This is a genomic window from Micromonospora craniellae, assembly GCF_014764405.1.
Taxonomy (GTDB): Bacteria; Actinomycetota; Actinomycetes; order Mycobacteriales; family Micromonosporaceae; genus Micromonospora; species Micromonospora craniellae.
In genome coordinates this window covers 4,862,120-4,887,580 of the sequence record NZ_CP061725.1, presented here as the reverse complement: position 1 = coordinate 4,887,580, position 25,461 = coordinate 4,862,120, and the positions used below count along the sequence as shown (strand labels likewise).

General features: G+C 71.9%; 23 protein-coding genes, 2 pseudogenes and 1 riboswitch. Of the genes and pseudogenes, 13 read left to right on the top strand and 12 right to left on the bottom strand.

The window, feature by feature from the left end; genetic code table 11:
• Nucleotides 1-48 precede the first annotated feature (48 nt).
• Nucleotides 49-2,784 carry a pyruvate, phosphate dikinase gene (ppdK, locus tag ID554_RS22255; RefSeq protein ID WP_117231186.1) on the bottom strand — a complete coding sequence of 912 codons (2,736 nt, stop codon included), beginning with the start codon at nt 2,782-2,784 and terminating at the stop codon, nt 49-51.
• Nucleotides 2,785-3,090: 306 nt separating this feature from the next.
• Here ppdK and ID554_RS22250 point away from each other — a divergent pair, with 306 nt between their 5' ends.
• Nucleotides 3,091-4,878, top strand: coding sequence for a beta-N-acetylhexosaminidase (locus ID554_RS22250; protein ID WP_117231178.1), 1,788 nt, complete (start codon nt 3,091-3,093; stop codon nt 4,876-4,878).
• 415 nt (nt 4,879-5,293) lie between these two features.
• Complete coding sequence (locus ID554_RS22245; RefSeq protein WP_191088602.1) at nt 5,294-5,950, top strand: C39 family peptidase; 657 nt, start codon at nt 5,294-5,296, stop codon at nt 5,948-5,950.
• 134 nt (nt 5,951-6,084) lie between these two features.
• Here ID554_RS22245 and dusB read toward each other — a convergent pair whose 3' ends face one another.
• Nucleotides 6,085-7,254: a tRNA dihydrouridine synthase DusB gene (gene dusB / locus ID554_RS22240; RefSeq protein ID WP_117229476.1), complete on the bottom strand. Its 1,170-nt coding sequence runs from the start codon at nt 7,252-7,254 to the stop codon at nt 6,085-6,087.
• Nucleotides 7,255-7,433: 179 nt separating this feature from the next.
• On the opposite strand from dusB, the gene ID554_RS22235 reads away from it, so the two are divergent.
• Nucleotides 7,434-8,423, top strand: coding sequence for a type IV toxin-antitoxin system AbiEi family antitoxin domain-containing protein (locus ID554_RS22235; RefSeq protein ID WP_117229477.1), 990 nt, complete (start codon nt 7,434-7,436; stop codon nt 8,421-8,423).
• 75 nt (nt 8,424-8,498) lie between these two features.
• Here ID554_RS22235 and ID554_RS22230 read toward each other — a convergent pair whose 3' ends face one another.
• The 3 genes from ID554_RS22230 to ID554_RS22220 form a co-directional block, all read right to left on the bottom strand.
• Nucleotides 8,499-9,878 (bottom strand): glycine--tRNA ligase, encoded by a 1,380-nt coding sequence (locus ID554_RS22230; RefSeq protein ID WP_117229478.1) that lies wholly within the window; start codon nt 9,876-9,878, stop codon nt 8,499-8,501.
• A 113-nt stretch (nt 9,879-9,991) separates the two neighbouring features.
• Nucleotides 9,992-10,498: an Rv0361 family membrane protein gene (locus ID554_RS22225; protein ID WP_117229539.1), complete on the bottom strand. Its 507-nt coding sequence runs from the start codon at nt 10,496-10,498 to the stop codon at nt 9,992-9,994.
• Between the two features lie 211 nt (nt 10,499-10,709).
• Nucleotides 10,710-11,051 carry an antibiotic biosynthesis monooxygenase family protein gene (locus tag ID554_RS22220; protein WP_117229479.1) on the bottom strand — a complete coding sequence of 114 codons (342 nt, stop codon included), beginning with the start codon at nt 11,049-11,051 and terminating at the stop codon, nt 10,710-10,712.
• Between the two features lie 29 nt (nt 11,052-11,080).
• On the opposite strand from ID554_RS22220, the gene ID554_RS22215 reads away from it, so the two are divergent.
• From ID554_RS22215 to ID554_RS22185, 7 genes and pseudogenes are all read left to right on the top strand, one after another.
• Complete coding sequence (locus ID554_RS22215) at nt 11,081-11,338, top strand: hypothetical protein (RefSeq protein WP_117229480.1); 258 nt, start codon at nt 11,081-11,083, stop codon at nt 11,336-11,338.
• Between the two features lie 54 nt (nt 11,339-11,392).
• Nucleotides 11,393-12,403 (top strand): annotated as a pseudogene (locus ID554_RS22210) (metal ABC transporter substrate-binding protein).
• Nucleotides 12,400-12,855 (top strand): ATP-binding cassette domain-containing protein, encoded by a 456-nt coding sequence (locus ID554_RS22205; protein ID WP_117229481.1) that lies wholly within the window; start codon nt 12,400-12,402, stop codon nt 12,853-12,855. The pseudogene ID554_RS22210 and the gene ID554_RS22205 overlap by 4 nt, the downstream one beginning before the upstream one ends.
• Nucleotides 12,852-13,722: pseudogene (locus ID554_RS22200) on the top strand (metal ABC transporter permease). The gene ID554_RS22205 and the pseudogene ID554_RS22200 overlap by 4 nt, the downstream one beginning before the upstream one ends.
• Before the next feature lie 37 nt (nt 13,723-13,759).
• Nucleotides 13,760-14,059, top strand: a complete 300-nt coding sequence (locus tag ID554_RS22195; protein WP_117229482.1) for an ArsR/SmtB family transcription factor — start codon at nt 13,760-13,762, stop codon at nt 14,057-14,059.
• A gap of 138 nt (nt 14,060-14,197) precedes the next feature.
• On the top strand, nt 14,198-14,593 hold the full coding sequence (locus tag ID554_RS22190; protein WP_117229483.1) for a Fur family transcriptional regulator: 396 nt from the start codon (nt 14,198-14,200) through the stop codon (nt 14,591-14,593).
• Between the two features lie 68 nt (nt 14,594-14,661).
• Nucleotides 14,662-15,270, top strand: a complete 609-nt coding sequence (locus ID554_RS22185) for a hypothetical protein (RefSeq protein WP_117229484.1) — start codon at nt 14,662-14,664, stop codon at nt 15,268-15,270.
• A 221-nt stretch (nt 15,271-15,491) separates the two neighbouring features.
• On the opposite strand, the gene ID554_RS22180 is transcribed toward ID554_RS22185, so the two are convergent.
• From ID554_RS22180 to ID554_RS22155, 6 genes are all read right to left on the bottom strand, one after another.
• Complete coding sequence (locus ID554_RS22180) at nt 15,492-17,516, bottom strand: acyl-CoA dehydrogenase family protein (protein WP_117229485.1); 2,025 nt, start codon at nt 17,514-17,516, stop codon at nt 15,492-15,494.
• Between the two features lie 93 nt (nt 17,517-17,609).
• Nucleotides 17,610-18,110, bottom strand: a complete 501-nt coding sequence (locus tag ID554_RS22175) for a DUF6328 family protein (protein ID WP_117229486.1) — start codon at nt 18,108-18,110, stop codon at nt 17,610-17,612.
• Between the two features lie 89 nt (nt 18,111-18,199).
• A complete protein-coding gene (locus tag ID554_RS22170) occupies nt 18,200-18,949 on the bottom strand; it encodes a sugar isomerase domain-containing protein (RefSeq protein WP_117229487.1) in 750 nt (249 codons plus the stop codon).
• Nucleotides 18,950-19,019: 70 nt separating this feature from the next.
• Complete coding sequence (locus tag ID554_RS22165) at nt 19,020-19,850, bottom strand: alpha/beta fold hydrolase (protein ID WP_117229488.1); 831 nt, start codon at nt 19,848-19,850, stop codon at nt 19,020-19,022.
• Nucleotides 19,851-19,860: 10 nt separating this feature from the next.
• Complete coding sequence (locus tag ID554_RS22160; protein ID WP_117229489.1) at nt 19,861-20,631, bottom strand: TIGR03943 family putative permease subunit; 771 nt, start codon at nt 20,629-20,631, stop codon at nt 19,861-19,863.
• Nucleotides 20,628-21,698 (bottom strand): permease, encoded by a 1,071-nt coding sequence (locus tag ID554_RS22155; RefSeq protein ID WP_396888399.1) that lies wholly within the window; start codon nt 21,696-21,698, stop codon nt 20,628-20,630. The genes ID554_RS22160 and ID554_RS22155 overlap by 4 nt, the downstream gene beginning before the upstream one ends.
• A 201-nt stretch (nt 21,699-21,899) precedes the next feature.
• Nucleotides 21,900-22,005, top strand: a riboswitch (TPP riboswitch).
• A 71-nt stretch (nt 22,006-22,076) separates the two neighbouring features.
• Here ID554_RS22155 and ID554_RS22150 point away from each other — a divergent pair.
• The 3 genes from ID554_RS22150 to ID554_RS22140 all read left to right on the top strand — a co-directional run bounded on the left by ID554_RS22150 (nt 22,077) and on the right by ID554_RS22140 (nt 24,997).
• Nucleotides 22,077-22,667, top strand: coding sequence for an ECF transporter S component (locus tag ID554_RS22150; protein ID WP_117229490.1), 591 nt, complete (start codon nt 22,077-22,079; stop codon nt 22,665-22,667).
• A gap of 72 nt (nt 22,668-22,739) precedes the next feature.
• Complete coding sequence (locus ID554_RS22145) at nt 22,740-24,200, top strand: ABC transporter ATP-binding protein (RefSeq protein WP_117229541.1); 1,461 nt, start codon at nt 22,740-22,742, stop codon at nt 24,198-24,200.
• Nucleotides 24,197-24,997: an energy-coupling factor transporter transmembrane component T family protein gene (locus tag ID554_RS22140; RefSeq protein WP_117229491.1), complete on the top strand. Its 801-nt coding sequence runs from the start codon at nt 24,197-24,199 to the stop codon at nt 24,995-24,997. The genes ID554_RS22145 and ID554_RS22140 overlap by 4 nt, the downstream gene beginning before the upstream one ends.
• A gap of 76 nt (nt 24,998-25,073) precedes the next feature.
• Here ID554_RS22140 and ID554_RS22135 read toward each other — a convergent pair whose 3' ends face one another.
• Entirely contained in the window at nt 25,074-25,385 is a 312-nt protein-coding gene (locus ID554_RS22135; protein WP_117229492.1) for a hypothetical protein, read from the bottom strand.
• Nucleotides 25,386-25,461: the final 76 nt, after the last annotated feature.

The following is a 25,461-nucleotide window of genomic DNA, read 5'->3' as shown; positions in this document are numbered from 1 at the left end:
ACCGGCCCGGGACCGGGCCGGCGGACGCCCGTCCACCGACCCGTCCGCTCACCGGCTGTCCGAGCCCGTCGTGACCACCGCAGCACGCCCGGCCTCCAGCCGGGCCACCGGCACCCGGAACGGCGAGCAGGAGACGTAGTCCAGCCCGACCGAGTGGAAGAAGTGCACCGAGTCCGGGTCACCGCCGTGCTCGCCGCAGACCCCGATCTTCAGCCCGGGACGGGCCGCCCGTCCCTCCTCAGCGGCGATCCGCACCAGCCGGCCGATCCCGTCGGCGTCAATGGACTCGAACGGTGAGATCCCGAAGATGCCCAGCTCCAGGTAGCGCCAGAAGAACGCACCCTCCACGTCGTCGCGGGAGAAACCCCAGCCCATCTGGGTCAGGTCGTTGGTGCCGAAGGAGAAGAACTCGGCCGCCTCGGCGATCTGGCCGGCGGTCAACGCCGCCCGGGGCACCTCGATCATCGTGCCGATCAGCACCTCGATGTCACTGCCGCCGACCACCTCGCCGATGATCCGCTCTGCCTCCGCGCGTACCGTCTCCAGCTCCTGCACCGCGCCGACCAGCGGCACCATGATCTCGGGGCAGGAGCGCAGGCCCTGCCGGGTGCACTCCACCGCCGCCTCGGTGATCGCCCGTACCTGCATCGCGAACAGACCGGGGATCACCAGGCCAAGGCGTACGCCGCGCAGCCCCAGCATCGGGTTCTCCTCGTGCATCCGGCGTACGGCGGCCAGCAGTGCCTCCTCCTTGGCGACGTCCTCGCCACGCTCCTGAGCGACCGCCACGTCGACCGCGAGCTGTTCCAGCGGGGGCAGGAACTCGTGCAGCGGCGGGTCGATGAGCCGGACGGTGACCGGCTGCCCGTCCATCTCCCGGAAGATCTCCACGAAGTCCGCCCGCTGCAAGGGCAGCAGCGCGGCCAGCGCCGCCTCCCGCTCGTCCGGCTCCCGCGCCAGGATCAGCCGTTCGACCAGTTCCCGCCGGTCGCCGAGGAACATGTGCTCGGTGCGGCAGAGGCCGATGCCCTCGGCACCGAAGCGCCGGGCCCGGGCGGCGTCCGCGGCGGTATCGGCGTTGGTGCGTACCGCCAGCCGCCGCGCGGCGTCGGCGTGCGACATGATCCGGTGTACGGCTTTGACCAGCGCGTCGTTCGTGGTCTCCGGGTCGAGTTCGCCCTCGAAGTACTGCACCACCTCGGACGGGGTGGCCGGCACCCGACCCAGGTAGACCTTGCCGGTGGTGCCGTCGATGGAGACCACGTCACCTTCGGTGACCGTCTGTCCGGCGACGGTGAACCGCCGGCCGGGTACGTCGATGTCCAGCTCGTCGGCACCGGAGACGCAGGTCTTGCCCATCCCCCGGGCCACCACGGCGGCATGGCTGGTCTTGCCGCCGCGCGAGGTGAGGACGCCCCGGGAGGCGATCATGCCGTTCAGGTCGTCCGGGTTGGTCTCCCGGCGGACCAGGATGACGTCCCGGCCCTCGCCGGCCAGTTCCACCGCGCGGGCCGAGGTGAAGACGACCGCGCCGACCGCGGCCCCCGGCGAGGCGCCGATGCCGGTGGCGACCGCCTGGAACCCGTGGTCGAGCTGGAAGCGCGGGAACATGAGCTGGGCCAGTTGGGCGCCGTTGACCCGGTGCAGCGCCTCGTCGAGGTCGATCAGGCCCTCGTCGACGAGCTGCCCGGCGATGACGAACGCGGCGGCGGCGGTCCGCTTCCCCACCCGGGTCTGCAACATCCAGAGCTTGCCGTGCTCGATGGTGAACTCGATGTCGCACAGGTCCCGGTAGTGCCGCTCCAGGCGGGCCATGTAGTCGAGCAGTTCGTGGTAGGAGTTGCGGTCGATCCGTTCCAGCTCCTGCAACGGCACGGTGTTGCGGATGCCGGCGACCACGTCCTCGCCCTGGGCGTTGGCCAGGTAGTCGCCGTAGATGCCCTGCGCGCCGCTGGCCGGGTCGCGGGTGAAGGCGACCCCGGTGCCGGAGTCCGGCCCGAGGTTGCCGAAGACCATCGCCACCACGTTGACGGCGGTGCCGAGGTCGGCCGGGATGCGTTCCTGCCTCCGGTAGACCATCGCCCGCTCCGCGTTCCACGAGTCGAAGACCGCCCGGATGGCCAGGTCGAGCTGCTCGCGCGGTTCCTGCGGGAACTCCCGCCCGGTGTGCTCCTTGAAGATCTTCTTGTACGCGTCGACGAGTCCCCGCAGGTCGTCCGCGTCCAGGTCGAGGTCGTCGGTGGTGTCCCGGGCGCGCTTGGCGTCGTCGAGCGCCTGCTCGAACTCCTCCCCAGGCACCTCGCAGACGGTCTTGCCGAACATCTGGATCAGGCGGCGGTAGGAGTCCCAGGCGAACCTGTCGCTGCCGCCGGAGGCGGCCGGATCGGCGGAGGCGCCGGCCTGCCGGGCCAGCCCTTCGACGCTACGGTCGTTGAGCCCGACGTTGAGGACGGTCTCCATCATCCCGGGCATGGAGAACTTCGCCCCGGACCGCACCGAGACCAGCAGCGGGTCGTCCGGGTCACCGAGCCGGCGGCCCATCCCCCGTTCCAGAGCGGCCAGGTGACCCGCGATCTGGTCGGCCAACCCGTCGGGCTCCGCACCGGTGGCGAGGTACGCCTGGCATGCCTCGGTGGTGATGGTGAAGCCGGGCGGAACCGGCAGGCCGAGGTTGGTCATCTCAGCCAGGTTGGCGCCCTTGCCGCCGAGCAGGTCCTTGAGGTCCTTGTTGCCCTCGGCGAAATCGTAGACGTACTTGCGTTCGACCGTTTCCTGCGTCACCAGAGCCTCCCACGCGCCCGGATTGACACTTAACGAAGGTTCAGTTTCCGGATACCCCGGCATCAACCACTGGCAATCCGGGACTTTTCCGATCGGTGGGCGAAGGCTAAGCGAACTTCGCGAGTCCCGGGACCATTCGGTGACAATGGGCACAGCAATCACGGCCGGGGGTGTTCGTCACGGTCTTTGGGAACGTTTCCACGTGCACGAATACGCAACGGCCCACTTCCCCGTACCCTTGACGGCACGCAGCGTCACGCTCGCACCATTGCCAGAACCGCCGCGACTACACCCCTCGGAGCCGTCGTCGTGTCCACGCCCTCCACCACCGCCCCGGAACCGCCCGAGCACACCGACCCGGCCGGCGTACCCGCCGCGCGGGTCGACGGCGTCGCGGACCACACGCCGCCGCCCACCGCCGCCGAGAACTCCGCCCCCGAGACCGCCGCCGCCGGCGCGCCCGGCAAGGCGGTACGCACCGCCGGGGAACTGGCCGGAACGGCCGCGCGGGAAGCGGCGGCGCTGCTCGCGCGGCCGGCACCGGGCCGGCTCCGCGACGTGGTGCCGGCCCCGGAACGGGTCACCCCGGACGCCACCGCCGATCACCTGCTCGCCGCCGACGCGGTGATCCGGGTCAGCGCCGATCCCACCGCCCTCGCCGTCGCCGAGCAGCTCGCCGCGCTGCTGCGCCCCGCTACCGGGTACCCGCTGCCGGTGACCGACACCACCGCGCCCACCCCGGCCGGAGGCATCGCCCTCGACCTGACCGGCGACCCCGACCTCGGCGCGGAGGGCTACCGGCTGGACGTCACCCGCGACGGGGTACGGCTCACCGCCGGCACCGCCGCCGGTCTCTTCCACGGGGTCCAGACCCTGCGCCAACTGCTGCCCGCCGACGTCGAGAGCCCCACCCCGGTCGCCCGACGCTGGGTGCTGCCCGGCGGATCGATCCTCGACCGGCCCCGCTACCCGCACCGGGGTGCCATGCTCGACGTGGCCCGGCACTTCTTCGGCGTACCCGACGTGCTGCGGGTGATCGACCACCTGGCCCGGCACAAGATCAACCGGCTGCACCTGCACCTCACCGACGACCAGGGCTGGCGGATCGCGGTGGACTCCTGGCCCGACCTGGGCACCGTCGGCGGGGCGACCGAGGTCGGCGGCGGGCCGGGCGGGCACTACACCCGGGCCGATTACTCCCGTATCGTGACGTACGCCGCAGCCCGGCACATCACCGTCATCCCCGAGATCGACCTGCCCGGGCACACCAATGCCGCGTTGGCCGCGTACCCGGAGCTGTCACCGGACCGGACCGCCCCGCCGCCGTACACCGGCACCGAGGTCGGGTTCAGCTACGTCGACCCGGCGCAGGAGCGGACGTACGACTTCGTCGCCGACGTCCTCGGCGAGCTCGCCGCGCTCACCCCCGGCCAGTGGCTGCACATCGGCGGCGACGAGGCGTTCAAGGTGCCCGCCGACGTCTACGCCGGTTTCGTCGAGCGGGTCCAACGAATCGTCGCCGGGCTCGGCAAGACGGTCGTCGGGTGGCACCAGATCGCCCCGGCAGGGCACGTCGACGGGCGGATCCTGCAATGGTGGGGCACCAATGGCGACGACCCGGTGACCGCCGACGCCGTCCGCCGTGGGGCCCGGCTGATCCTCTCCCCCGGCAACCACGCATACCTGGACATGAAGTACGCCCCGGACACACCGATCGGGCACGACTGGGCCGGTCTCATCGACGTACGCCGGGCGTACGAGTGGGACCCGGCCACCCACCTGCCCGGCGTACCCGCCGAGGCCGTGCTCGGGGTGGAGGCGCCGCTCTGGACCGAATCGGTGACGAACCTCGCCGAGATCGAGTTCATGCTGCTCCCCCGCCTGCCCGCCATCGCTGAGCTGGGCTGGTCGCCGCAGGGCACCCACGACTGGGAGGGCTTCCGCAGGCGTCTGGCACAGCACGGTCCGCGCTGGACCCGGGCCGGCATCGCTTTCCACCACGCACCCGAGGTGCCCTGGCCGACCGACGCGCACATCCCCACTCCCCGACCACACCAGGATGTAAGGAAGGGTCCCCTGCTAACGCCTGGTGCATAGCAGGGGACCCTTCCTAACACCGCGCCTCAAGCCTGGGCGGGTTCGCGCGTAACAGGCGGTGTCGAGGTCTCGCCGACGGACACTCCGGCTGCGAGGGGGCATTCGGTTTCCCATCGAAGATCCGGTTCGTACCCGATATTCATGGCCCGGATGTCCGATTCGTGCCCGGTCGGGGGTGGCTCCGGCCACCGCGATCGCGGAATCATCGGCCCCGGCCGGGGGTTGTACATGGCATGACCGCGACGCCTCCCCGGGTGCATCCCGGGTCGGAATGACCGGGCGCCCCCAGCGTTACACCTGGCTCGGACGCCGCGAGCGGCCCCCGGCGATCCGGATCGAACTTCCCCCTTTCGCACGGCCCCGGCACACCCCCATGTGGGCCGCGCGCACCCCCGAACGAAAGGTTCCGATCATCATGCGTACCGCTATCTTCCGCAAGGCTGCCCTGACCGCTGCCGGCCTCGCCTTCACCGGCGGCGCCATCGCCGGCCCCATCACCACCGCGTACGCCGCTCCGGCAGGCCAGCCCGCCGTCGCCGTGCAGGCCGACCGCAAGGGCCACAGCGAACGCCAGCTCGACGTCCGCTACGAAGCCCAGCCCAACTTCTACTACTGCGGCCCCGCCGCCGCCCGCAACGCCCTCAGCGTCCAGGGCAAGAACATCGACGTCCACACCATGGCCAAGGACATGGGCACCACCGAGAACGGCACCGACTCCATCAACGACATCACCCCCGTCCTCAACCGCGAAACCGGCAAGGACGTCTACAAATCCGTCGAAATCAACACCCCCACCGCCAACACCACCCAGACCGACACCCTCCGCGACGACATCGTCCGCACCATCAACGACGGCCGCGCAGTAGTCGCCAACATCGCCGGCACCACCACCGACACCACCGGCGCCACCCACAGCTTCGAAGGCGGCCACTACATCAGCGTCACCGGCTACACCGACAACGGCAACACCGTCACCATCGCCGACTCCGCCAACCCCCACCACGCCCGCTACCACCTCGACATCGACAACCTCGCCAACTGGATCGCCACCCGCGGCTACGCCACCTCCTGACCACGAACGGCCGGCCCCCCACCACGGGGGCCGGCCGTTCCGCGTGCAAGGAAGGGCCCCCTACCAACGCCTCGCGCATAGCAGGGGACCCTTCCTAACTCCGGCCCACGGCGTGGGTGCGGTGGCGGCGGAGCTCAGCCGCCGGAATCGTCCAGCTCGGCGCCGACCGGAACGGTGTCGTCGTCGCGGCTGGCCAGCCAGCCGTCGGGCAGGAAGACCCTGCCCGGAGAGTTGGTCCGCCCGCGTGGCTGGCCGAGCGTCTCCACCGGGAACGGCACCGTCGGGTCGAGCTTGCCGAGCAGGTCGTCGAGCTGGGCCAGGCTGTCGATCATCGCCAGTGCTCGGCGCAGTTCGCTGCCGACCGGGAAACCCTTCAGGTACCAGGCGACGTGCTTACGGAAGTCGGTGCAGCCGTCCCGCTCGCCGCGGGCCGGGTCACGCGCCCCGACGCTGAACTGCTCCACCAGCAACTCTGCGTGCCATCGCATGGTCGTCGCCACCTCGCCGAGATCGGGCAGTCGCCGCTCGGCACGGCCGTCGAACGCGGCCTCCAGGTCGGCGAAGAGCCACGGCCGACCGAGGCAGCCGCGCCCGATCACCACCCCGTCGACACCGGTGTGCGCCACCATCCGCAGCGCGTCGTCGGCCTCCCAGATGTCGCCGTTGCCGAGCACCGGCACGTCCAGCGCCTGCTTGAGGGTGGCGATGGCGTCCCAGTCCGCCGTCCCCGAATACCGCTGCGCCGCCGTACGCCCGTGCAGGGCGACCGCAGCCACCCCGGCCTCCTGCGCGGCGAGCCCCGCCTCGACGTACGTCAGGTGGTCGTCGTCGATGCCCTTGCGCATCTTGACGGTGACCGGCACGCCGGCGGGTGACGCGGCGTCCACAGCGGCCCGCACCAGGCGGGCGAAGAGCCGGCGCCGCCATGGCAGGGCCGCACCGCCGCCACGGCGGGTGACCTTCGGCACCGGGCAGCCGAAGTTGAGGTCGATGTGGTCGGCGAGGTTCTTCTCGACCACGATCCGCACGGCGGCGGCGGTGGTCTCCGGGTCGGTGCCGTAGAGCTGGAGACTGCGCGGGCTCTCGTCCGCCCCGAAGGCGATCATCCGCAGCGTCTTCGGGTTCCGCTCGACCAACGCGACCGTGGTGATCATCTCGCAGACGTAGATGCCGCCGCCCTGTTCCCGACAGAGCTGGCGAAACCCGACGTTCGTGATGCCGGCCATCGGCGCCAGCACCACCGGCGGCCACACCTGATGCCGCCCGATGGTCAGCGGGCGCAGTACGGAAGCGGTCGTCGGCACGGGCCCAAGTGTAAGGAAGGGCCCCTTCCTAACGCCTCGTGCATAGCAGGGGTCCCCTGCTAACGCGACGCATACCACATCGGCGGAGGCGCGGCGGGGTTGTCCACAGGCCCGGCGGCTGTCCACAGGAACGGCCGGGGGCCGGACGCGGGACAGGGTCACGATCGATGCTGTCCGGCATGCGCAGCCATCCTCCCCACTTCGCTGACCTGGCCGAACACCAGCAGCAGATCGTCAGCCGCGCTCAACTGCTCGCCGCCGGCTTCGACGACATGTATCTCTACCGGCAGACCCGACGCGGCCTGTGGCAGCGGGTGCTGCCCGCGACGTACGCCCTGGTCACCGGCGCTCTGACCGACGAGCAGCGGCGGATCTCGGCGGCGCTCTACGCCGGAGCGGAGGCGCAGTTGACCGGTCTCGCCGCGCTGATCTGGTACGGCTTCCGGCAGAGCCCGCGCACCGACGCCGTGCAGTTCGTCGTACCGCATCACGCACGCCGCACGTCCGCCGGCTTCGCGGTGATCTCGCGGGCCCTGACGCTGGACAGCCGGGCCCGCGCCACGCCGCTCTACCCCGTGTGCTCACCGGCCCGCGCGGTGGTCGACGCGGCGCGCGACCTGCGGCAACTCCGTCCGGTGCGGGCCGTCGTCGCCGAGGCCGTGCAGCGGGGGTACGCGGACCTCGCCGACCTGGACGAGGAGATCCGTCGGGCTCGGCGCAGCCGTACGGCGCTGGTCAGGAAGGCGTTCGCCGAGGTGACGCAGGGCGTGCGGTCGGCACCGGAGGCCGAGCTGCGGGACTGCCTGGCGGCCAGCACGGTGCTGTCGGAGATCCTGTGGAATCCCCGGCTCCGGGACGTGGGAGGCCGGGCGGTGCCGACGCCCGACGGCTACCTGCCGGAGGCGGCGGTGGCTCTGGAGGTCGACTCGCAGGAGTACCACTTCCGCCCCGGTGACTGGGCACGGACCCTCGACCGGCACAACGAGCTGAGCCGACTCGGCGTGCTGGTACTGCACTTCACGCCGGCACAGATCCGCCGCGAGCCGCACCGGGTGCGGCGGTCGGTGGAAGAGGCGTACGAGTCCCGGCGCGGCCTCGGTGCCGGCGTCCGGTTGCGGGTCGACGTATCGGTGACGCCGACACCACCGACCGGCGATCCGCGCGGTTGACGGTGTTAGGAAGGGTCCCCTGCTATGCACCAGGCGTTAACAGGGGGCCCTTCCTTTCACGTCAGCAGCGCCGCGTCAGCAGCCGGGGAGGTGGTCGATCAGGTAGCGCTCGACCTGGTCCAGCGCGATCCGCTCCTGGGCCATGGTGTCCCGGTTCCGGATGGTCACCGCGTTGTCGTCGAGCGTGTCGAAGTCGACCGTCACGCAGAACGGGGTGCCGATCTCGTCCTGCCGGCGGTAGCGGCGGCCGATCGCCTGCGAGTCGTCGAACTCGACCACCCAGCGCTTGCGCAGGTCGGCGGCGAGCTGCTTGGCCTTCGGCGAGAGCGCCTCGTTGCGGGAGAGCGGGAGCACCGCCACCTTCACCGGGGCCAGCCGAGGGTCGAAGCGCATCACGGTGCGCTTGTCCACGCCGCCCTTGGTGTTCGGCGCCTCGTCCTCGTCGTACGCCTCCAGCAGGAACGCCAGCACCGCACGGGTGAGGCCGGCGGCCGGCTCGATCACGTACGGGACCCAGCGCTCCTGCTTGGTCTGGTCGAAGTACGACAGGTCGACGCCGGAGTGCTTGCTGTGCGTGGACAGGTCGAAGTCGGTGCGGTTGGCGATGCCCTCCAGCTCGGCGAACTCGGTGCCGCCGAACCGGAACTTGTACTCGATGTCGACGGTGCGCTTCGAGTAGTGCGAGAGCTTCTCCTGCGGGTGCTCGAAGAAGCGCAGGTTCTCCTCGGCCAGACCGAGATCGATGTACCAGTTCCAGCGCTCCTGCAACCAGTACTCGTGCCACTGCTCGTCGGTGCCGGGCTCGACGAAGAACTCCATCTCCATCTGCTCGAACTCGCGGGTGCGGAAGATGAAGTTGCCCGGGGTGATCTCGTTGCGGAACGACTTGCCCGTCTGCGCGATGCCGAACGGCGGCTTCTTGCGGGCGACGGTCTCGACGTTCTTGTAGTTGACGAAGATGCCCTGGGCGGTCTCCGGCCGCAGGTAGTGCAGGCCCTCGTCGCTCTCCACCGGGCCGAGGTAGGTCTTCATCAGGCCGTTGAACATCCGCGGCTCGGTGAAGGTGCCCTTGTTGCCGCAGTTGGGGCAGTTCAGCTCGGTCAGGGCGGCGAGCGGCTTGCCGTGCTTGGCCTCGTACGCCTCTTCAAGGTGGTCGGCGCGGAACCGCCTGTGGCACGACTGGCACTCGGTCAGCGGGTCGACGAAGGCGTCCAGGTGACCCGAGGCGGCCCACACGTCGCGCGAGAGGATCACCGCGGAGTCCAGGCCCACCACGTCGTCACGCTGCTGGACCATGGTCTTCCACCACTGCCGGCGGACGTTCTCCTTGAGTTCCACGCCGAGCGGACCGTAGTCCCACGCCGACCGGGTGCCTCCGTAGATCTCGCTGGAGGGGAAGACGAAGCCTCGACGCTTGGCGAGGCTGACGACGGCGTCGATACGGTCGGCTGGCATTTTTCCTCCTACGCCGACTGGCGGTCGGCGGGGACACGGTGGGATGGATCGAACGGTCCGGGATCACGGTACGACCGCGGCCGTCCCGGACCCAGCACATTACCTGCGGTCGGTCAGTTGACTCCGCAGACCTCCATGCCACCGGTCTGCTGGCTCTGCTGGAGCACGACCTGCTGGCGCTCCTGACCGCCGCCGCTGAAGGTCACGTCCACCGGCACGGTGAGCGTGGTGGTGTCCACCTCGCCGACCCGGTAGGAGGAGATCTGCGGTTCGGCAGCCGCCCGGCGTTCGAACTCCTGGCGCGACTCGCGCCGCCGGGCGTCCTCACAGAGCTGGTCGTAGGCCCGGCCGAACTCACCGTCGGCGAGGGCCCGGTAGTAGTCGCCGGAGACGGTCCGCCCCTGCTCGTCGATCGCCTGCACCCCGCTCACCAGCAGGCCGACCATCGCCGTACCGCCGCCACCGCAGCACAGCACCAGGGCCAGGGCGCCGGCACCGAGGCCGAGCCAGAGCCGGGACCGACCCCCCTCGGTCGGTGGGGCCGCGAACGGCGGGGCCACGCCGGGCCCGGCAGGCGGTGCTGGTACGCCGGGGTCCGATCCACCGGGCGGGTGCGGCAGGCCGGGAGCACCGGCGGGCGGGTGCGGAAGCCCGACACCGTTCGGCGGGTACGGCGCGCCGGGGCCGCCGGTGGGCGGCACGCCGGACGGGGCCGGCGGTGGGCCGGGTTCGACCGGGACCTGAGGTCCCTGCTGGCCGGGCAGCGGCTGGTGCGGTGGTGGGGCTGCCGGTCCGGGAGCGGTCATGGAAGCCAGCGTAGTGCCCGACGGCTCACCGGTAAGGACCCGCGGCCCGATCGCTGGCGACCACCACCACGTCCCCGCCGGGTGCCGCGGTCGCCAGCGCCTCGTACGCGGACGGCTCGTCGACGCTCTCGGCGAGCAGCGGCACGGCGGTGATCTTGACGTCGAAGCCGCCGAGGGCACGACGGTAGGTGCCCACCGACTCCCACTCCGTGACCAGGCACCAGTGGCGCGGGGCGTCCAGTGCCCGGACGAGCTGTCCTCGCAGGTAGCCGGGCCGGGCGGAGAGCGCGGCGAGGGCTGCGTGGGCCCGGGCGGCGAAGTCCTCGGCGGCGTCTTCCTCGACCACGAACCGGTTGGTCACCAGCACCGGCGCCCCCTCCTCGTAGAGTCTGTGGAATGCAGCGTACGCAGCGCGGGATCGCCGACCGGCTGGCCCGGGCCAACCCCACGACGGTGTTCCTGATCACCCTGCTCCTGATGCTGGTCGCGTTCTTCGCGCCCGGCGTGATCGGCGGGCTGTTGACGTTGGCGATCGCCGCCGTGCTGGCCACGCTGCTGGTGACGACCTGGCAGGTGCAGACCCCGCCGACGCGGGCGATTCGACTGGTGGCACTCACCCTGCTGGTCACCGTCGGCCTGGTGAAGCTGTTCTGACATGCACTCATGCGTTTTGACAAACATTGTCGTCGGTGCGGAGAGTTCGGTGTCATGACGTACCGCACCGCTCCGCGCGCTCTGGCCACCGCCACGGCCGCACTGCTCGCCCTGGGTGGCGTCACCGCCTGCTCGACCGACGACAGCCCGGCCGCTCCCGAGCCGGATCGGATCGACGTGGTCGCCGGGTTCTACCCGTTGCAGTTCCTCGCCGAGCAGGTCGGCGGCGACGCGGTGACCGTGACCAACCTGGCCCGCCCCGGCGCACACCCACACGACCTGGAGCTGAACCCGGGACAGGTCGGTCAGATCAGCGAGGCCGGGCTGGTCATCTTCCTGCACGGCTTCCAGCCCGCGGTGGACGAGGCGGTCGACCAGAACGCCGGTGACCGCGCCTTCGACGTGGCGACCGTGGAGCCCCTGCTCGACGCCGCCGCCGGTGGTCACACCCACAGCCACGGCGACGACGACCATGGCCACGAGGACGACGACCACGGTCACGACCACGCCGACGAGGAGAAGCCCGCCGAGGAGACGTCGGACGGCACCAAGGACCCGCACGTCTGGCTGGACCCGACCCGCCTGGCCACCATCGGCGACAAGCTGGCCGAGCGGCTCGGCGCCGTCGCCCCGGACCGGGCCGGCGAGTTCAGCCAGCGGGCGGCCACCCTGCGTACCGAGCTGGAGAAGCTGGACACCGAGTTCACCGAGGGCCTGAAGACCTGCCAGCGGCGCGAGATCGTGGTCAGCCACACCGCGTTCGGGTACCTGGCGCAGAAGTACGAGCTGGAGCAGATCGGCATCACCGGGCTCTCCCCCGAGGACGAGCGGTAGCCGCAGCGGCTTGCCGCGGTCACCGAGGAGGCGCGGGAGCACGGCGCCACCACGATCTTCTTCGAGACGCTGGTCAGCCCGAAGGTCGCCGAGACCATCGCCAAGGAGGTCGGTGCCCAGACCGCGGTGCTCGATCCGATCGAGGGTCTGTCCGCGGACAACGGCGGGGACTACCTTTCGGTGATTCGTACCAACCTGCAGACCTTGAGGACGGCGCTGAGCTGCTCGTGATCGCTGACGTCATCACCGTGGAGCACGGGGTGGTCGGCTACGACGGCCGCCCCGTGCTCCGCGACGTGTCCCTGACCGTGACCACCGGCGAGGTGGTCGCGGTCCTCGGCGCCAACGGCTCCGGCAAGTCCACCCTGATCGCCCGGGCCCTGGCCGGACGCCCGGAACTGCTGGTGCTCGACGAGCCGACGGCGGGGGTGGACGCCGCCAGCCAGGAGGCGTTCGCCGGGGCCCTGCGCGGTTTCGTCGACGACGGCGGCACCGTGCTGCTCGTCGCGCACGAGTTGGGTCCGCTCCGGCCGCTGATCAACCGCGCGATCGTCGTACACCAGGGGCAGAGCGCGCACGACGGCGCGGTGCCGGACCCGGCCGGGCACCACGCGGAGCCGGACCACGACCACGTGCATCCGCACGGCCCCGAGGAGCCCGCCGGGATGTGGAGCACAAGGTGAGTCTCTTCCAGTACGAGTTCATGCTGCGCGCCCTGATCGGCGCGCTGATCATCGGGCTGGCCGCCCCGGCGCTCGGCATCTACCTGGTGCAGCGGCGACTCGCGCTGGTCGGCGACGGCATCGGGCACGTGGCGCTCACCGGCGTCGGTGCCGGCCTGCTGTTCCAGACCTCCCCGGTGATCATGGCGGTGATCGCGGCCACCGTCGGGGCGATCGCCATCGAGCTGATCCGCGAACGCGGTCGCACCTCCGGCGACCTGGCGCTGGCCCTGCTGTTCTACGGCGGCATCGCCGGTGGCGTGGTCCTGGTGGGGCTCTCCGACAGCACCAGCGCCAACCTCAACGCGTACCTGTTCGGTGCCTTGACCACGCCCTCCCGCGAGGACCTGGTCACCATCGCGGTGCTCGGCGTGGCGGTGCTGGCCGCGATGCTGGCCCTGCGGCCCGCACTGTTCGCGGTCTGCCACGAACGAGGAGTACGCCCGGGTCTCCGGGCTTCCGGTCCGTGCGCTGAACCTGCTGCTCGCGATCACCACCGCGATCACCGTCACGATCGCCATGCGGGCCGTCGGTGTCCTGCTGATCAGCGCGTTGATGGTCGTCCCGGTGGCCACCGCCCAGCAGGTCACCCGGGGCTTCCGCAGCACCATGACGGCGGCCATGGCCCTGGGCCTGTTCGCCGCCGGTGCGGGCATCTGGATGGCGGCGCTCGCCGACACCGCGCCGGGCGCCTCGGTGGTGGTCCTCGCGATCGCCTCGTTCGTGGTGGTCACCCTGCTGGCCGCCGCCTGGCGGCGGATCCGCCACGCCCGGCCCGAACCCGTATCCGAGCCGGAACCGCACGAGGTGGTGCTCGGCCGGTCCTGATCACGGGTTCCGCTTCCGTATTGGTTACCGTTACAGGGTGACCAGCGGATCCGGCTATGACGCCTACGAGGGTGCCAGCGAGCTCCTGCGCGCCCTCTCGGCGCCGATCCGGCTCGCCATCGTCAGCGAGCTGGCCGGCGGTGAGCGGTGCGTGCACGAACTGGTGGATAAACTCGGCGTCGGGCAACCGCTGGTCTCCCAGCACCTGCGGGTGCTGCGCGGGGCCGGCGTGGTACGCGGCTCCCGGCGGGGCCGGGAGATCGCGTACGCCCTGGTCGACGAGCATGTCGCGCACATCGTCGCCGACGCGGTCAGCCATGCCGGGGAGGAATCATGAGCGAGCGCTTCATCGGGTTCAGCACGTATGTCGGCACGCAGCGAAGCGGAGGGCCGGCATGAGCGAGCGACGCGAGCGAATCATCAGGTGCAGTGCGGCGGAGCCTCATGTCGGCACGCAGCGAAGCGGAGGGCCGGCATGAGCGAGAGTGCGGTGGTACGCAACACCCGCCAGCGGTCGGCGGTGAGTGCGCTGCTGGCCGAGCTGGAGGGCTTCCACAGCGCCCAGGACCTGCATGCGATGCTGCGGGAACGCGGCGAGCGGGTCGGGTTGACCACGGTCTACCGGACGTTGCAGGGCCTGGCCGACGCGGGCGAGATCGACGTGATGCGCCCGCCCGGTGGCGAGCACCTCTACCGCAGGTGCAGCGAGGGGCATCACCACCATCTGGTCTGCCGGGCCTGTGGGCGGACGGTGGAGGTGGCCGGGCCTACGGTGGAGAACTGGGCCAAACGGGTGGCCGCCCAGCACGGCTTCACCGATGTCAGCCACACTCTGGAGATCTTCGGTACCTGCCCGAACTGCGCCCGCTGATCCCGCGTACCGCTTGATCGGGTGCCCGTGGGGTGCCCGATCAGGCAAGGCGTGGCACGCTGTCCGGCGTGAAAATCTACGCTGATCGCTTTCCGACCGCGCTGCGACAGTTACTCACCGATCTGCTCGTCGTCGCCTGGGTGTACGCGGCGATCCGGGGTGCGCTCTGGCTGCACGATCTGGTGCAGAAGCTGGCCGTACCCGGACAGAAGCTGGAGGGGGCCGGCGGTGGGCTGGCCGACAACCTGGCCGACGCGGGCGGCAAGGTCGGCCGGGTGCCGCTGGTGGGCGACGAGCTGACCGGCCCGTTCGAGCGGGCGGCCGGTGCGGCACGCTCGCTCGCCGAGGCCGGGCGTGACCAGCAGGAGTTGGTCGACCAGTTGGCGCTGGCGCTGGCCGTCGGGCTGCTCATCGTCCCGCTCGGCCTGGTGTTGTTCGGCTGGCTGCCGCTACGGGTACGCTGGATGCGGCGGGCCGGGTCGGCGGCGGCCCTGGCCTCCGCGCCTGCGGGCCGGGACCTGCTGGCTCTGCGCGCCCTGGCCGGTCAGCCGTTGCGCACGCTCACCCGGATCTCTCCCGACGTCGCCGAGGCCTGGCGACGCGGCGACGACACCACCGTCAACGCCCTGGCCGCCCTCGAACTCCGCCGCCTCGGCCTCCGCGACCCCCACCGCTGACCTCTCCCCCTCCCTCCCCACCGTGACCCCGTCACCCCACGCCGTCGATCATGGACTTATGGTTAGCGCAAAAGGGTGAGAATGTGGTCAATAAGTCAGCCACAACTCCATGATCGACGGAGGAGAGTGCGACATGCGGCATACCGAGGGCGGGAAGGGCCGGCTGGCGAGGGTGGGGGGAGGCGGTGGGGCGGTGGGGCGGCGGGGTGAGGGGTGGGTGGTCAGGCGGGTGGGGGGAGGCGGCGGCGGGCGTCGGTGGGGACGGTGGAGGGGCCGGGGGCCCAGGGAGCCACCCAGGGGTGATCGGCGGGTGGGGGGATGACGCCGTCCTCCAGGGCGGTGTAGCGACCGGCGAGGATGCGCTTGGCGGCCACCACGTCGACCGAGTCGGTGTTCTCCCACAGGGCGGTGAACAGGGCGCCGATCCGGATCCGGGCCTGGCGGCAGAAGAGGTCTGCCAGTTCGACGTTCTCCGGTCGCTCCGCGCGCTCGGCGTGGGCCCGTACGCAGACCGCGCTCATCGCGAACAGTTCGGCACCGATGTCCACCACCCGGCCCAGGAACGCCTGCTTGCGTTCCATCCTGCCCTGCCAGCGGGACATCGCGTAGAAGGTGGACCGGGCCAGCTTCCGCAAGGCGCGTTCGACGTGCCGCAGGTGCCCGGCGAGCGGGCCGTACTCGGCGTACGCGGTGGGTTGCTGGCCCTTGCCGACCGCGAGCGTCGGCAGCCACCGGGCGTAGAAGGCGCCCGCTCGCGCGCCGGCCCTGGCCTTGCGTCCCCAGTCGGCGTCGGGGTCGATGATGTCCCCGGCCACGGAGAGGTGCGCGTCCACCGCCTCGCGGGCGATGAGCAGGTGCATGATCTCGGTGGAGCCCTCGAAGATCCGGTTGATCCGCAGGTCCCGCAGCATCTGCTCGACGGCGGCCGGCCGTTCGCCCCGGGCTGCCAGCGAGTCGGCGGTCTCGTACCCCCGGCCGCCCCTGATCTGGATCAGCTCGTCGGCGATCCGCCACGCCATCTCGCTGGCGTAGAGCTTCACCAGCGCCGCCTCGATCCGGATGTCATTGCGGTCGTCGTCGGCGAGCAGGCAGCAGAGGTCAAGCATGGTCTCCATGCCGTACGCGGTCGCGGCGATGAAGGAGAGCCTCTGCGCGACCGCCTCGTGTTCGCCGACCGGACGGCCCCACTGGACCCGCTCGGCGGACCACTCGCGGGCCACGTTCAGCGCCCACTTGCCGGCGCCCACACACATCGCCGGCAGCGACAGCCGGCCGGTGGTCAGGGTGCTCAGCGCGATCCGCATCCCCTTGCCCTCGCCGCCGATGACGTTCTCGGTGGGCACGAACACGTCGTGGAAGCGGGTCAGGCTGTTCTCCAGGCCGCGCAGGCCGAGGAACTCGTTGCGGCGCTCGACGGTGATGCCCTCGGCGTCGCCGTCGACCACGAACGCGGTGATGCCGCCCTTGCGGCCGTCGGTCCTGGGCACCCGGGCCATCACCACGAGTTGGGTGGCCACGGTGCCGTTGGTGGCCCACAGTTTGACGCCGTTGATCCGGTAGCCGGTGCCGTCCGGGGTCGGTTCGGCGGTGGTGCCCAACCGGGCCGGGTCGGAGCCGACGTCCGGCTCGGTGAGCAGGAACGCGGATACTTCGCCGGCCGCCAGCCGGGGCAGGAACCGCTGCTTCTGCTCGTCGGTGCCGAACATCTTCAACGGTTGCGGCACGCCGATCGACTGGTGTGCGGAGAGCAGCGCGCCGATCGCCGGGCTGACCGAGCCGGCCAGCATCAACGCCCGGCAGTAGTGCAGGTTGCTCAGCCCGAGCCCGCCGTACTCCCGGCTGATCTTCATGCCGAACGCGCCGAGCCCGGCCAGGCCCTGGAACACCTCGTCGGGGATGCGGGCGTCCCGCTCGATGGCGGCACCGTCCACCTCGGAGGCGACGTACGCGCGCAGCCGGGCGAGGAACTCACCGGCCCGTTCGTCCTCCGCCGGGTCGGGCCGGGGCCACGGGTCGATCAGGTCGAGCCGGAGCCGGCCCAGGAAGAGTTCCTTGCCGAAGCTCGGCCGATCCCACGTGCTCTGCCGGGCCGCCTCGGCTACCTGGCGGGCCTCCTTCTCGGACACCTGCTTCTCGGACGCCCGACCCGCCGCGTCGGGCGGCGGGTCGGTGTGCTGGCTGGCGCTTACGGGTGGACGCTGGTACTCGGCGATGGCCACGGCAACCCCCGGGGCTGGATCCGGCATTCGGACTGTTCCGCCTGTTCAGCAGGCTACCCGCGTCTGTTACCCAGAGGTAGTCACGGTTATCCATCGCCTGGCCGGCCCCGCTCCTGCGGTTCAGGCCGGGGAGAGCCCGCTCGGGTCCTCCTCGTCGTCGATGTCGTCGTCACCCCAGTTTCGACGGACGAATGGCAGGATCACCCAGAACGTGAGGAACCACAGGCCGGTGACCGCGCTGAGCAGGAAGGCGACCGGCCGGGCGAGCACGAAGTCGGTGATCAGCAGCACCGAGCTGACCATCGCGACCAGCATGAAGGCGAGACCGGCGCTGGCCATCCTGTGCGCGAACTGCACGAGTTCCGGCTTGCGACCCTGCCGGAACAACGCCCGGTGGAACGCCACCGGCGAGATGATCATCGCGGTGGCGCCAGCCGCCGCGATCAGCGCGACGACGTACACGTCCCGCTGGAACGGTGTGGTACGCGTGAAGCCGTTGCTGAACGGCAGGGTGAGCAGGAAGGCGAAGAGGATCTGCACGCCGGTCTGCGCGACCCGTAACTCCTGAAGCAGGTCAGCGAAGTTTCGCTGCCATCGCTGCTTCTCGGTCTCCTTGGACACCGCGAACCTCCGAGGGAACACGCTCCACCCGGCCGGATGGCCCGACCGGCGGAACGCAGATGCCCCGCCGCGCACCACCCGAAACCGGCTCAGGAACCGCGTCGGATCCGCCCTGCGTAGCGGGCCTCCAGGGCGTCGTTGTGCGCGTCGCCGCCGGCGATGTTGGCCGACAGATAGACCGGCGGCTGCTCGTCGGCAGTCAGCAGCCGGGCCACCACCTCGACCACGATCTGCTGGGCCAGCAACGCCGCCGTGATCGAGGAGACCGCGCCCACCGCGCCGCCGGACGGCAGCGGCAGGGTCGCGTCGCCGTACGGGGCGCCGTTGTCCAGCACCACGTCGGCGAAGTCGGCGAGCTTGCGCCCGGACGGGTGCCGGGACTCCATCCGGGCCGAGTGCGCAGCGGAGGTGATCGCCACCAGCGGGTGCCCCCGGTCGACGACCAGCGAGGCGAACTCCACCATCGCCCCGTTCACACCCGAGTTCGAGGCGAGCACGAAGACGTCACGCGGGCCGACCGGAGCGAGGTCGTAGAGCCGGTGCGCGACCGACGGGTCCCGCTCCAGCTTCGGGCCCAGCACGTCGGCCGGCTCCCCGCCGTGCAGCACCACGTCCCGCAGGGCGATCCGGTTGGTCGGCACCAGCCCGCCGGCCCGGCCGGCGATCTCCATCGCCAGGGCCTCCGAGTGACCGGTGCCGAAGGCGTGCACCACCCCGTCGGCGCGGATCGCCTCGGCGACCAGGTCGGCCGCCCGGGCCACCTGCTCCCGCTGGCTGCCCGCCACCCGGGTCATCGTCGCGGTCACCTCGGCCAGGTAGCCCTCGGCACTCAGCGTCATGCTCTCTCCCCCGCCTCTCACGGATCGCCGCCACCCGACGACCTCACTCAGCTTTCCGCGCGGACTGTTCTCAGGCGGTCGGGCGGGCTCGGGCCAGGATCGCCTCGGCCAGCGGAGCGGGCGCCTCGTCCGGGATCCAGTGGCTGACTCCGGGCAGTTCGACGAGATGGTAGTCGCCGCTCACGTGTGCGGCACAGGCTTCGGCGGCGGTCCGTCCGATGGCGACGTCGCGGTCGCTCCAGACGAAGGTGGTCGGCACCGACACCGGGCCGACCGCCGCCAGTTCGGTGCGGGACATCGCCCGGTACCAGTTCAGCGCCGCGGTAAGCGCGCCCGGCTCGCGCAGCGGGTCGGCGTACGCGGCCACCCGCGCGTCGTCGCCGACCTCGCGCAGCAGCCGCCGCAGCCCGAGCGCGTCGAGGGCCAGCAGCGTCTTCTCGGCCACGCCCGCCTGCCGGAACAGCAGCATGTACGCCGAGCGCGCCTTCTGCTGCGGGTCGTTGGCCAGCGCGTGCGCCATGGCGGCCGGGTGCGGCACGGAGACGGCGGTCAGCGTGCGTACCCGGTCGGGGTGGCCGGCGGCGAGCGCCCAGGCGACGATCGCGCCCCAGTCGTGGCCGACCACGTGCGCCTGCGTCACACCGAGGGCGTCGAGCACCGCCACCGCGTCGGCGACCAACTCCCCCAGCCGGTACGCCGCCACCTCCGTCGGCCGCGCCTGCGGCGAGTAGCCCCGCTGGTCGAGCGCGTACGTGCGCAGGCCCGCACCGTGCAGGGTGGGCACCACCGCGTCCCACTCGCCGGAGTGCTGCGGGAAGCCGTGCAGCAGCAGCACCGGCTCACCCGACTCGGGGCCGCCGGGACGGATCTCGAACCGCAGACCTCGGGCGTCGACGTGCATGTCCGGCAGGCTACTCGTACTGGCGCTTGGGCACCGGCACCTGCCGCCACGATTCGATCTCCAGATAGGGGATCTCGGCGTCGTTGACCGGGTCCCGGCCGAGCCGGTCGCTGTAGCGGCCGACCACCTCGACCCAACTGTCGTTGGGCAGCCCGACCGGTACGTCGCCGGTGAGCCCGAGTTTGATCGGCCGTCCGTCGGCGGCGCAGCAGGACAGCACCATCCGGGCCAGGATTGGCTCGCCACCGGCGCCGGTGGCCAGGAAACCGGTGAGAACCACCCGCCGGTCGCCGATCGAGGCGCCCCGGTCGAACAGCGCCCGGGAGGCGTAGTCGAGCACGCTGACCTGCACCGGGTCGCCGTCGGGCAGGGGCGGGTAGTCGGACTCCCGGGGGGCGTTCAGCGCGGTGCCGGCCTGCTCCGCCGCGTACGACCCGAGGGCCGGCGGGGCGACCAGCAGCAGCCCGAGGACGGGCAGGATGAGCAGCCAGCCGACCCGGGGCTCGTGGTGACCGTGGCCGTCGTGGTCGGTCGCCACGGTGGCGGGACCGCTCGCCGGGCCGGTGGGCCCGCCGCCGGTCGGGGTCGCCGCGCGGGGCGCGGAGGGACGCAGTTCGTACCAGAGGGTCATCACCGCGGCGACCACCAGCAGCAGACCGGCGGCGATCAGGAAGGGGCGCAGCCCCTCCTTGACGTACCGCAGGTAGAGGTCGGTGACGCTGGCCCGGATCACCGCCCCGCCGAGCAGCAGCAGGATCACCGCCTGCGCCTGCCGGTTCACAGCAGCACCATCCCGGCTCCGGTGGCCACCAGCAGGGCGACCGCGAACGTGGCCGGCGCGAACCGGAAGGCGAACCGCCGGCCGAAGACACCGGCCTGCATCGAGATCAGCTTGAGGTCGACCATCGGCCCCACCACCAGGAATACCAGTCGGGACGTGAGGGAGAACTGCGACAGCGAGGCCGCGACGAAGGCATCCGCCTCGGAGCAGAGCGAGAGCAGGACGGCGAGCAGCGCCAGCGCCAGGATCGACAGCCAGGCGTTGTCCGCGAGGGTCTGGAGCCAGCGCTCCGGCACCAGCACGTTGATGCTGGCGGCGGCCATCGCACCGAGCACCAGGAAGCCACCGGCGTGGGTGACGTCGTGCCGCACGGCGGCCCAGAAGGCCCGGCCCCGACGCGGGTCGTCCAGCTCCGGGCGGCGTGGCATCTTGATCCACTCGGTCCGACCGAGCCGCAGCCAGAGCCAACCCATGATCATGGCCACGACCAGGCTGGCGACTCCCCGGGCGAGGACCATCTCGGGATTGTCGGGGAAGGCGACCGCCGTGGCGACGAGCACGATCGGGTTGACCGCCGGGGCGGCCAGCAGGAACGCCAGCGCCGCCGCCGGGGTGACGCCCCGGCGGATCAGCGACCCCGCGATCGGCACCGACCCGCACTCGCAGCCCGGCAGCACCACGCCGGCCGCGCTGGCCGCCGGCACCGCGAGCGCCGGGTGCCGGGGCAGCGCCCTGGCCCAGAACGACCGGGGTACGAAGACCGCGATCACGGCGGAGAGCAGGACACCGAAGACCAGGAACGGCGCCGCCTGCACCATGATCGAGACGAACACGGTGGTCCACGTCTGGATGCGGGGATCGTCCAGCGCTTCGGCCAGCGGGTCACGGAAGATGATCAGCAGGACCAGCAGGCCCGCCAGGATCTCCACCGAGCCGATCCGGTCGCCGAGCCAGCGCCGGGGCGGCTCGCCACCGGCCGGGCGGGTCGGGCGCTCCTCGGTGGCCACGCCCGTCGGGCGGCTCTCCGGTTCACCGGCCGACGCGGCATGGTCCGTGTCTGTGCTCACCCTGTCGCCTCTCGGCCCTCGTGGATCGGCGGCCTGAGATTACCGTCCGGCACCGATGGCGTCGATGAATGTCACAAAACCGGGCGGGTTCCCGCCCCCGGCGGCCACCGCCGGGCGCACCGGCCGTCGACACCCGGCATGACCTGCGTAGATCACATTGTCCGTCAATCTTCGAAGGTGTTAGCGTCGGCGGGACAACACCACCTCCGACAGGGGAGCGCACAGCGCTGAGAGTGCGGGTCCGCCCGCAGACCCTCCGTACCTGATCTGGGTAATGCCAGCGCAGGGAGTTCGGTCCACCTCCAGCCCGCCACGGCCCGGCCACGCCGGGCGCGGCGTGCGTCTTGCCTGGTTCGACACTGGACTGGGGAGCAACTCATGAGCCAACCGACCACCACCCGGTGGCGCACCGTCGACATCGTCGTGGCCGCGGTGATCGCCGTCGGCTTCGGTGTCATATTCTGGGCCTGGGGCCTGCTCTGGCGGGCGGCCGACCCGGCCTTCGCCTTCTTCCCAGCCAGCCAGGCCGTCATGTACGGCGTCTGGCTGGTGCCGGCGGTGCTCGGCGGGCTGGTGATCCGCAAGCCGGGTGCCGCGCTGTTCTGCGAGGCGGTCGCGGCGACGATCTCCGCGCTGCTGGGCTCCGAGTGGGGCGGCATCACCATCGTCCAGGGCCTGATCCAGGGCCTCGGCGCGGAGATGGCCTTCGCCGCCTTCCGGTACCGCTCGTTCCGACTGCCGACGGCGCTGCTCGCCGGTGCGCTGACCGGCCTCGGCGCCGCGCTGTTCGACTTCTTCGTCTGGAACGCCGCGTACGAACTGGGCACCTACCGCATCCCGTACGCGCTGCTCACCGTGCTCAGTGCCACCGTGATCGCCGGTGCCGGCGGCTACGCGCTCACCAAGGCGCTCGCCGGCACCGGCGTCCTGGACCGCTTCCCCGCCGGCCGGGACCGGAACCTGGTCTGACCTCGCCCGATGGAGCCGGTACGGCTGGCTCTGGGCCAGCAATGGGGCGGGTGCGAGAAGCGGGGGTGGCAGGTGGGCGAGGTGCGGCTGCGCGGCTTCGGCTGGCGCCACGCCGGGCGACGGGCCTGGGCGGTACGCGGCGTGGACCTGCGGGTACGACGCGGCGAGCGGGTACTGCTGCTCGGGCCCTCCGGCGCCGGCAAGAGCACTCTGCTCGCCGCGCTGGCCGGGCTGTTGCCGGAGGACTCCGGTGAGCAGGAGGGCACCATCGAGATCGACGGCCGAGCACCGGCCGAGGTCCGCGAGCGGGTCGGCATCGTGTTCCAGGATCCGCAGTCCCAGCTCGTCATGGCCCGCAGCGGCGACGACGTGGCGTTCGGGCTGGAGAACCGGGGCGTACCCGCCGGACAGATCTGGCCCCGGGTGGACGAGGCGCTGCATCGGGTCGGCTTCCCGTACCAGCGGGACCGCCCCACCGCGGCGCTCTCCGGCGGCGAGCAGCAGCGGCTCGCCCTGGCCGGGGTGCTCGCGTTGCGTCCCGCCCTGCTGCTGCTCGACGAGCCCACCGCCAACCTCGACCCGGCCGGGGCCGACCTGGTCCGCGCCGCCGTGGCCCGCGCGGTGGACGGCGACACCACCCTGATCCTGGTCGAGCACCGGGTGGCCGACGCCCTTTCGCTGGTCGACCGGGTGGTGGTGCTCGACGCCGGCGGCGGCGTCCGCGTCGACGGCCCGCCGGAGGCCGTCTTCACCGCCCACGGCGACGCCCTGGCCACCGACGGCGTCTGGGTGCCCGGCCGCCAGATCCCGCCCCGCCGGGCCACCACCGGACCCGGCGAGGTGCTGCTCACCGCCGACCGGCTCGGCCAGCCGCCCCGGCTGGCCGCCACCGACCTGGCGGTACGCGCCGGTGCCGCGCTCGCCGTGCTCGGCCCCAACGGCGCCGGCAAGTCCACCCTCGCCGGGCTACTCGGCGGGCTACGCAGACCGGGCACCGGGCACCTGGTCGCCGGTGCCGGCCTGGCCGGCGCAGACGCTCGCACACCACCGCACCGATGGCGTGCGCCCGCACTGGCACGCCGGATCGGCTCGGTGTTCCAGGACCCGGAGCACCAGTTCGTCACCGGCACGGTCTTCGACGAACTGGCGCTCGGCCCCCGGCGTACCGGTGCCACCGAGACGGAGGTCCGGCGGCGCGTCGACGAGCTGCTGCACCGGCTGCGGTTGGACCGGCTGGCCGGCGCGAACCCGTACACCCTCTCCGGGGGCGAGGCGCGGCGGCTGAGCGTGGCGACCGCCCTGGCCACCGCGCCCCGGCTGCTGATCTGCGACGAGCCCACCTTCGGCCAGGACCGGCGCACCTGGCGGGAACTGGTGGACCTGTTCGCGGAGCTACGCGACGCCGGTCATGCCCTGGTGACGGTCACCCACGACGCCGACTTCGTCGCCGCGCTGGCCGACCAGACCCTGACGCTGACGCGTTCACCGGACCCGGGAGTCCCGCCATCGGCGGCTCCGGCGGGCTACCGATGATCGACCTCGAACCGGTCGCCCGGCCGGATGCGCCGCTGGCCCGACGCAATCCGGTGGCCAAGCTGGCGGCGGCGCTGTTGTTCGCGTTTCCGCTGCTGGCGACGCTGGACCCGGTCGCACCGGCGATCGCGATCGCGATCGAGTTGGCGGTCCTGCCGCTGTTCGGCGTGCGCTACCGGGTGCTGTTCCGCCGGGTGTGGCCGTTGCTGGCCGCCGCCGGTGGCGTCCTGGTCACCCTGGTGCTCTTCGCCGCGGACCGGTCGGGACGGGTACTGCTCGACGCCGGACCGGTCGTGGTCACCTCGGCGGTGCTGCTCACCGCGCTCGGCCTGGTGCTGCGCCTGTTCGCGGTGGCCCTGCCCGGCGTGATCGTCTTCGCCACCACCGATCCCACCGACCTGGCCGACGCGCTGGTGCAGAACGCCCGCGCACCGGCCCGGTTCGCGATCGGCGCGCTGGCGGCGTTCCGGCTGTTGCCGCTGCTCGGGCAGGAGTGGCAGATGATCGTCATGGCCCGTCGCGCACGCGGGGTGGAGGCGGGGCGCAACCCGGTGGCGAAGCTGCGGTTGTTCGTGTCCACCGCGTTCACGCTGCTGGTCGGTGCTATCCGCCGGGGCACCCGGCTGGCGGTCGCGATGGACGCGCGCGGCTTCGACGCCGGGGTTCCGCGTACCGTCGCCCGCCGGCAGCATTTCGGTGCGGCCGACTGGCTGCTGGTCGTCGTCGCGATGGCGCTGGCCTTCACCGCGTTGGGCGTCAGCGTCGTGCTCGGCACCTTCCGCCCGCTGATCGGCTGAGCGCGCCGCGGTGGTGGGTAGGTCTGTTGTCGCGGGAACGAACAGACCCGCCCACTTCTCACGGCGTACCGGACGGTCAGCTGCGCCGGAAGGCGTACTGCCGGGTCGCCCCGGCACGCTGCGAACGGCCGGCGCTGTACCCCTTGCCCCGGCCGGAGACCGCCGGGCCGGTCGTCCGCGCGACCTGTGCTCGCGGCGACTCACGGTCGTCCGGGCGATCCGGCGTGGACGGTTCGACCGGATCACGCAGCGGGGCCAGCGCCGCCGGGGCGGTGAGCCCCAACGGTGCGGCAACCCCGCCGGCCTGCGCAGGAGAGCCGATCGGCGGCGCAGCCCGGTCGGCCAGTGCGTCGAGACCGGCCGGCGGGCGCTCCGCACCCCGATTCACCGACGGCCCGTCGACCTCGGCGGCATGCGCTACGCGACCACCTGATGACCAGCGGTGGGGGGACGGCGCGGTCCCG

Excerpts from the sequence above, each read along its gene's own strand:
- ID554_RS22245 (WP_191088602.1), top strand. The coding sequence starts at position 5,294 with ATGCGTACCGCTATCTTCCGCAAGGCTGCCCTGACCGCTGCCGGCCTC.
- ID554_RS22235 (WP_117229477.1), top strand. The coding sequence starts at position 7,434 with ATGCGCAGCCATCCTCCCCACTTCGCTGACCTGGCCGAACACCAGCAG.
- ID554_RS22230 (WP_117229478.1), bottom strand. The coding sequence starts at position 9,878 with ATGCCAGCCGACCGTATCGACGCCGTCGTCAGCCTCGCCAAGCGTCGA.
- ID554_RS22215 (WP_117229480.1), top strand. The coding sequence starts at position 11,081 with ATGCAGCGTACGCAGCGCGGGATCGCCGACCGGCTGGCCCGGGCCAAC.
- ID554_RS22190 (WP_117229483.1), top strand. The coding sequence starts at position 14,198 with ATGAGCGAGAGTGCGGTGGTACGCAACACCCGCCAGCGGTCGGCGGTG.
- ID554_RS22180 (WP_117229485.1), bottom strand. The coding sequence starts at position 17,516 with ATGCCGGATCCAGCCCCGGGGGTTGCCGTGGCCATCGCCGAGTACCAG.
- ID554_RS22170 (WP_117229487.1), bottom strand. The coding sequence starts at position 18,949 with ATGACGCTGAGTGCCGAGGGCTACCTGGCCGAGGTGACCGCGACGATG.
- ID554_RS22165 (WP_117229488.1), bottom strand. The coding sequence starts at position 19,850 with ATGCACGTCGACGCCCGAGGTCTGCGGTTCGAGATCCGTCCCGGCGGC.
- ID554_RS22150 (WP_117229490.1), top strand. The coding sequence starts at position 22,077 with ATGAGCCAACCGACCACCACCCGGTGGCGCACCGTCGACATCGTCGTG.
- ID554_RS22140 (WP_117229491.1), top strand. The coding sequence starts at position 24,197 with ATGATCGACCTCGAACCGGTCGCCCGGCCGGATGCGCCGCTGGCCCGA.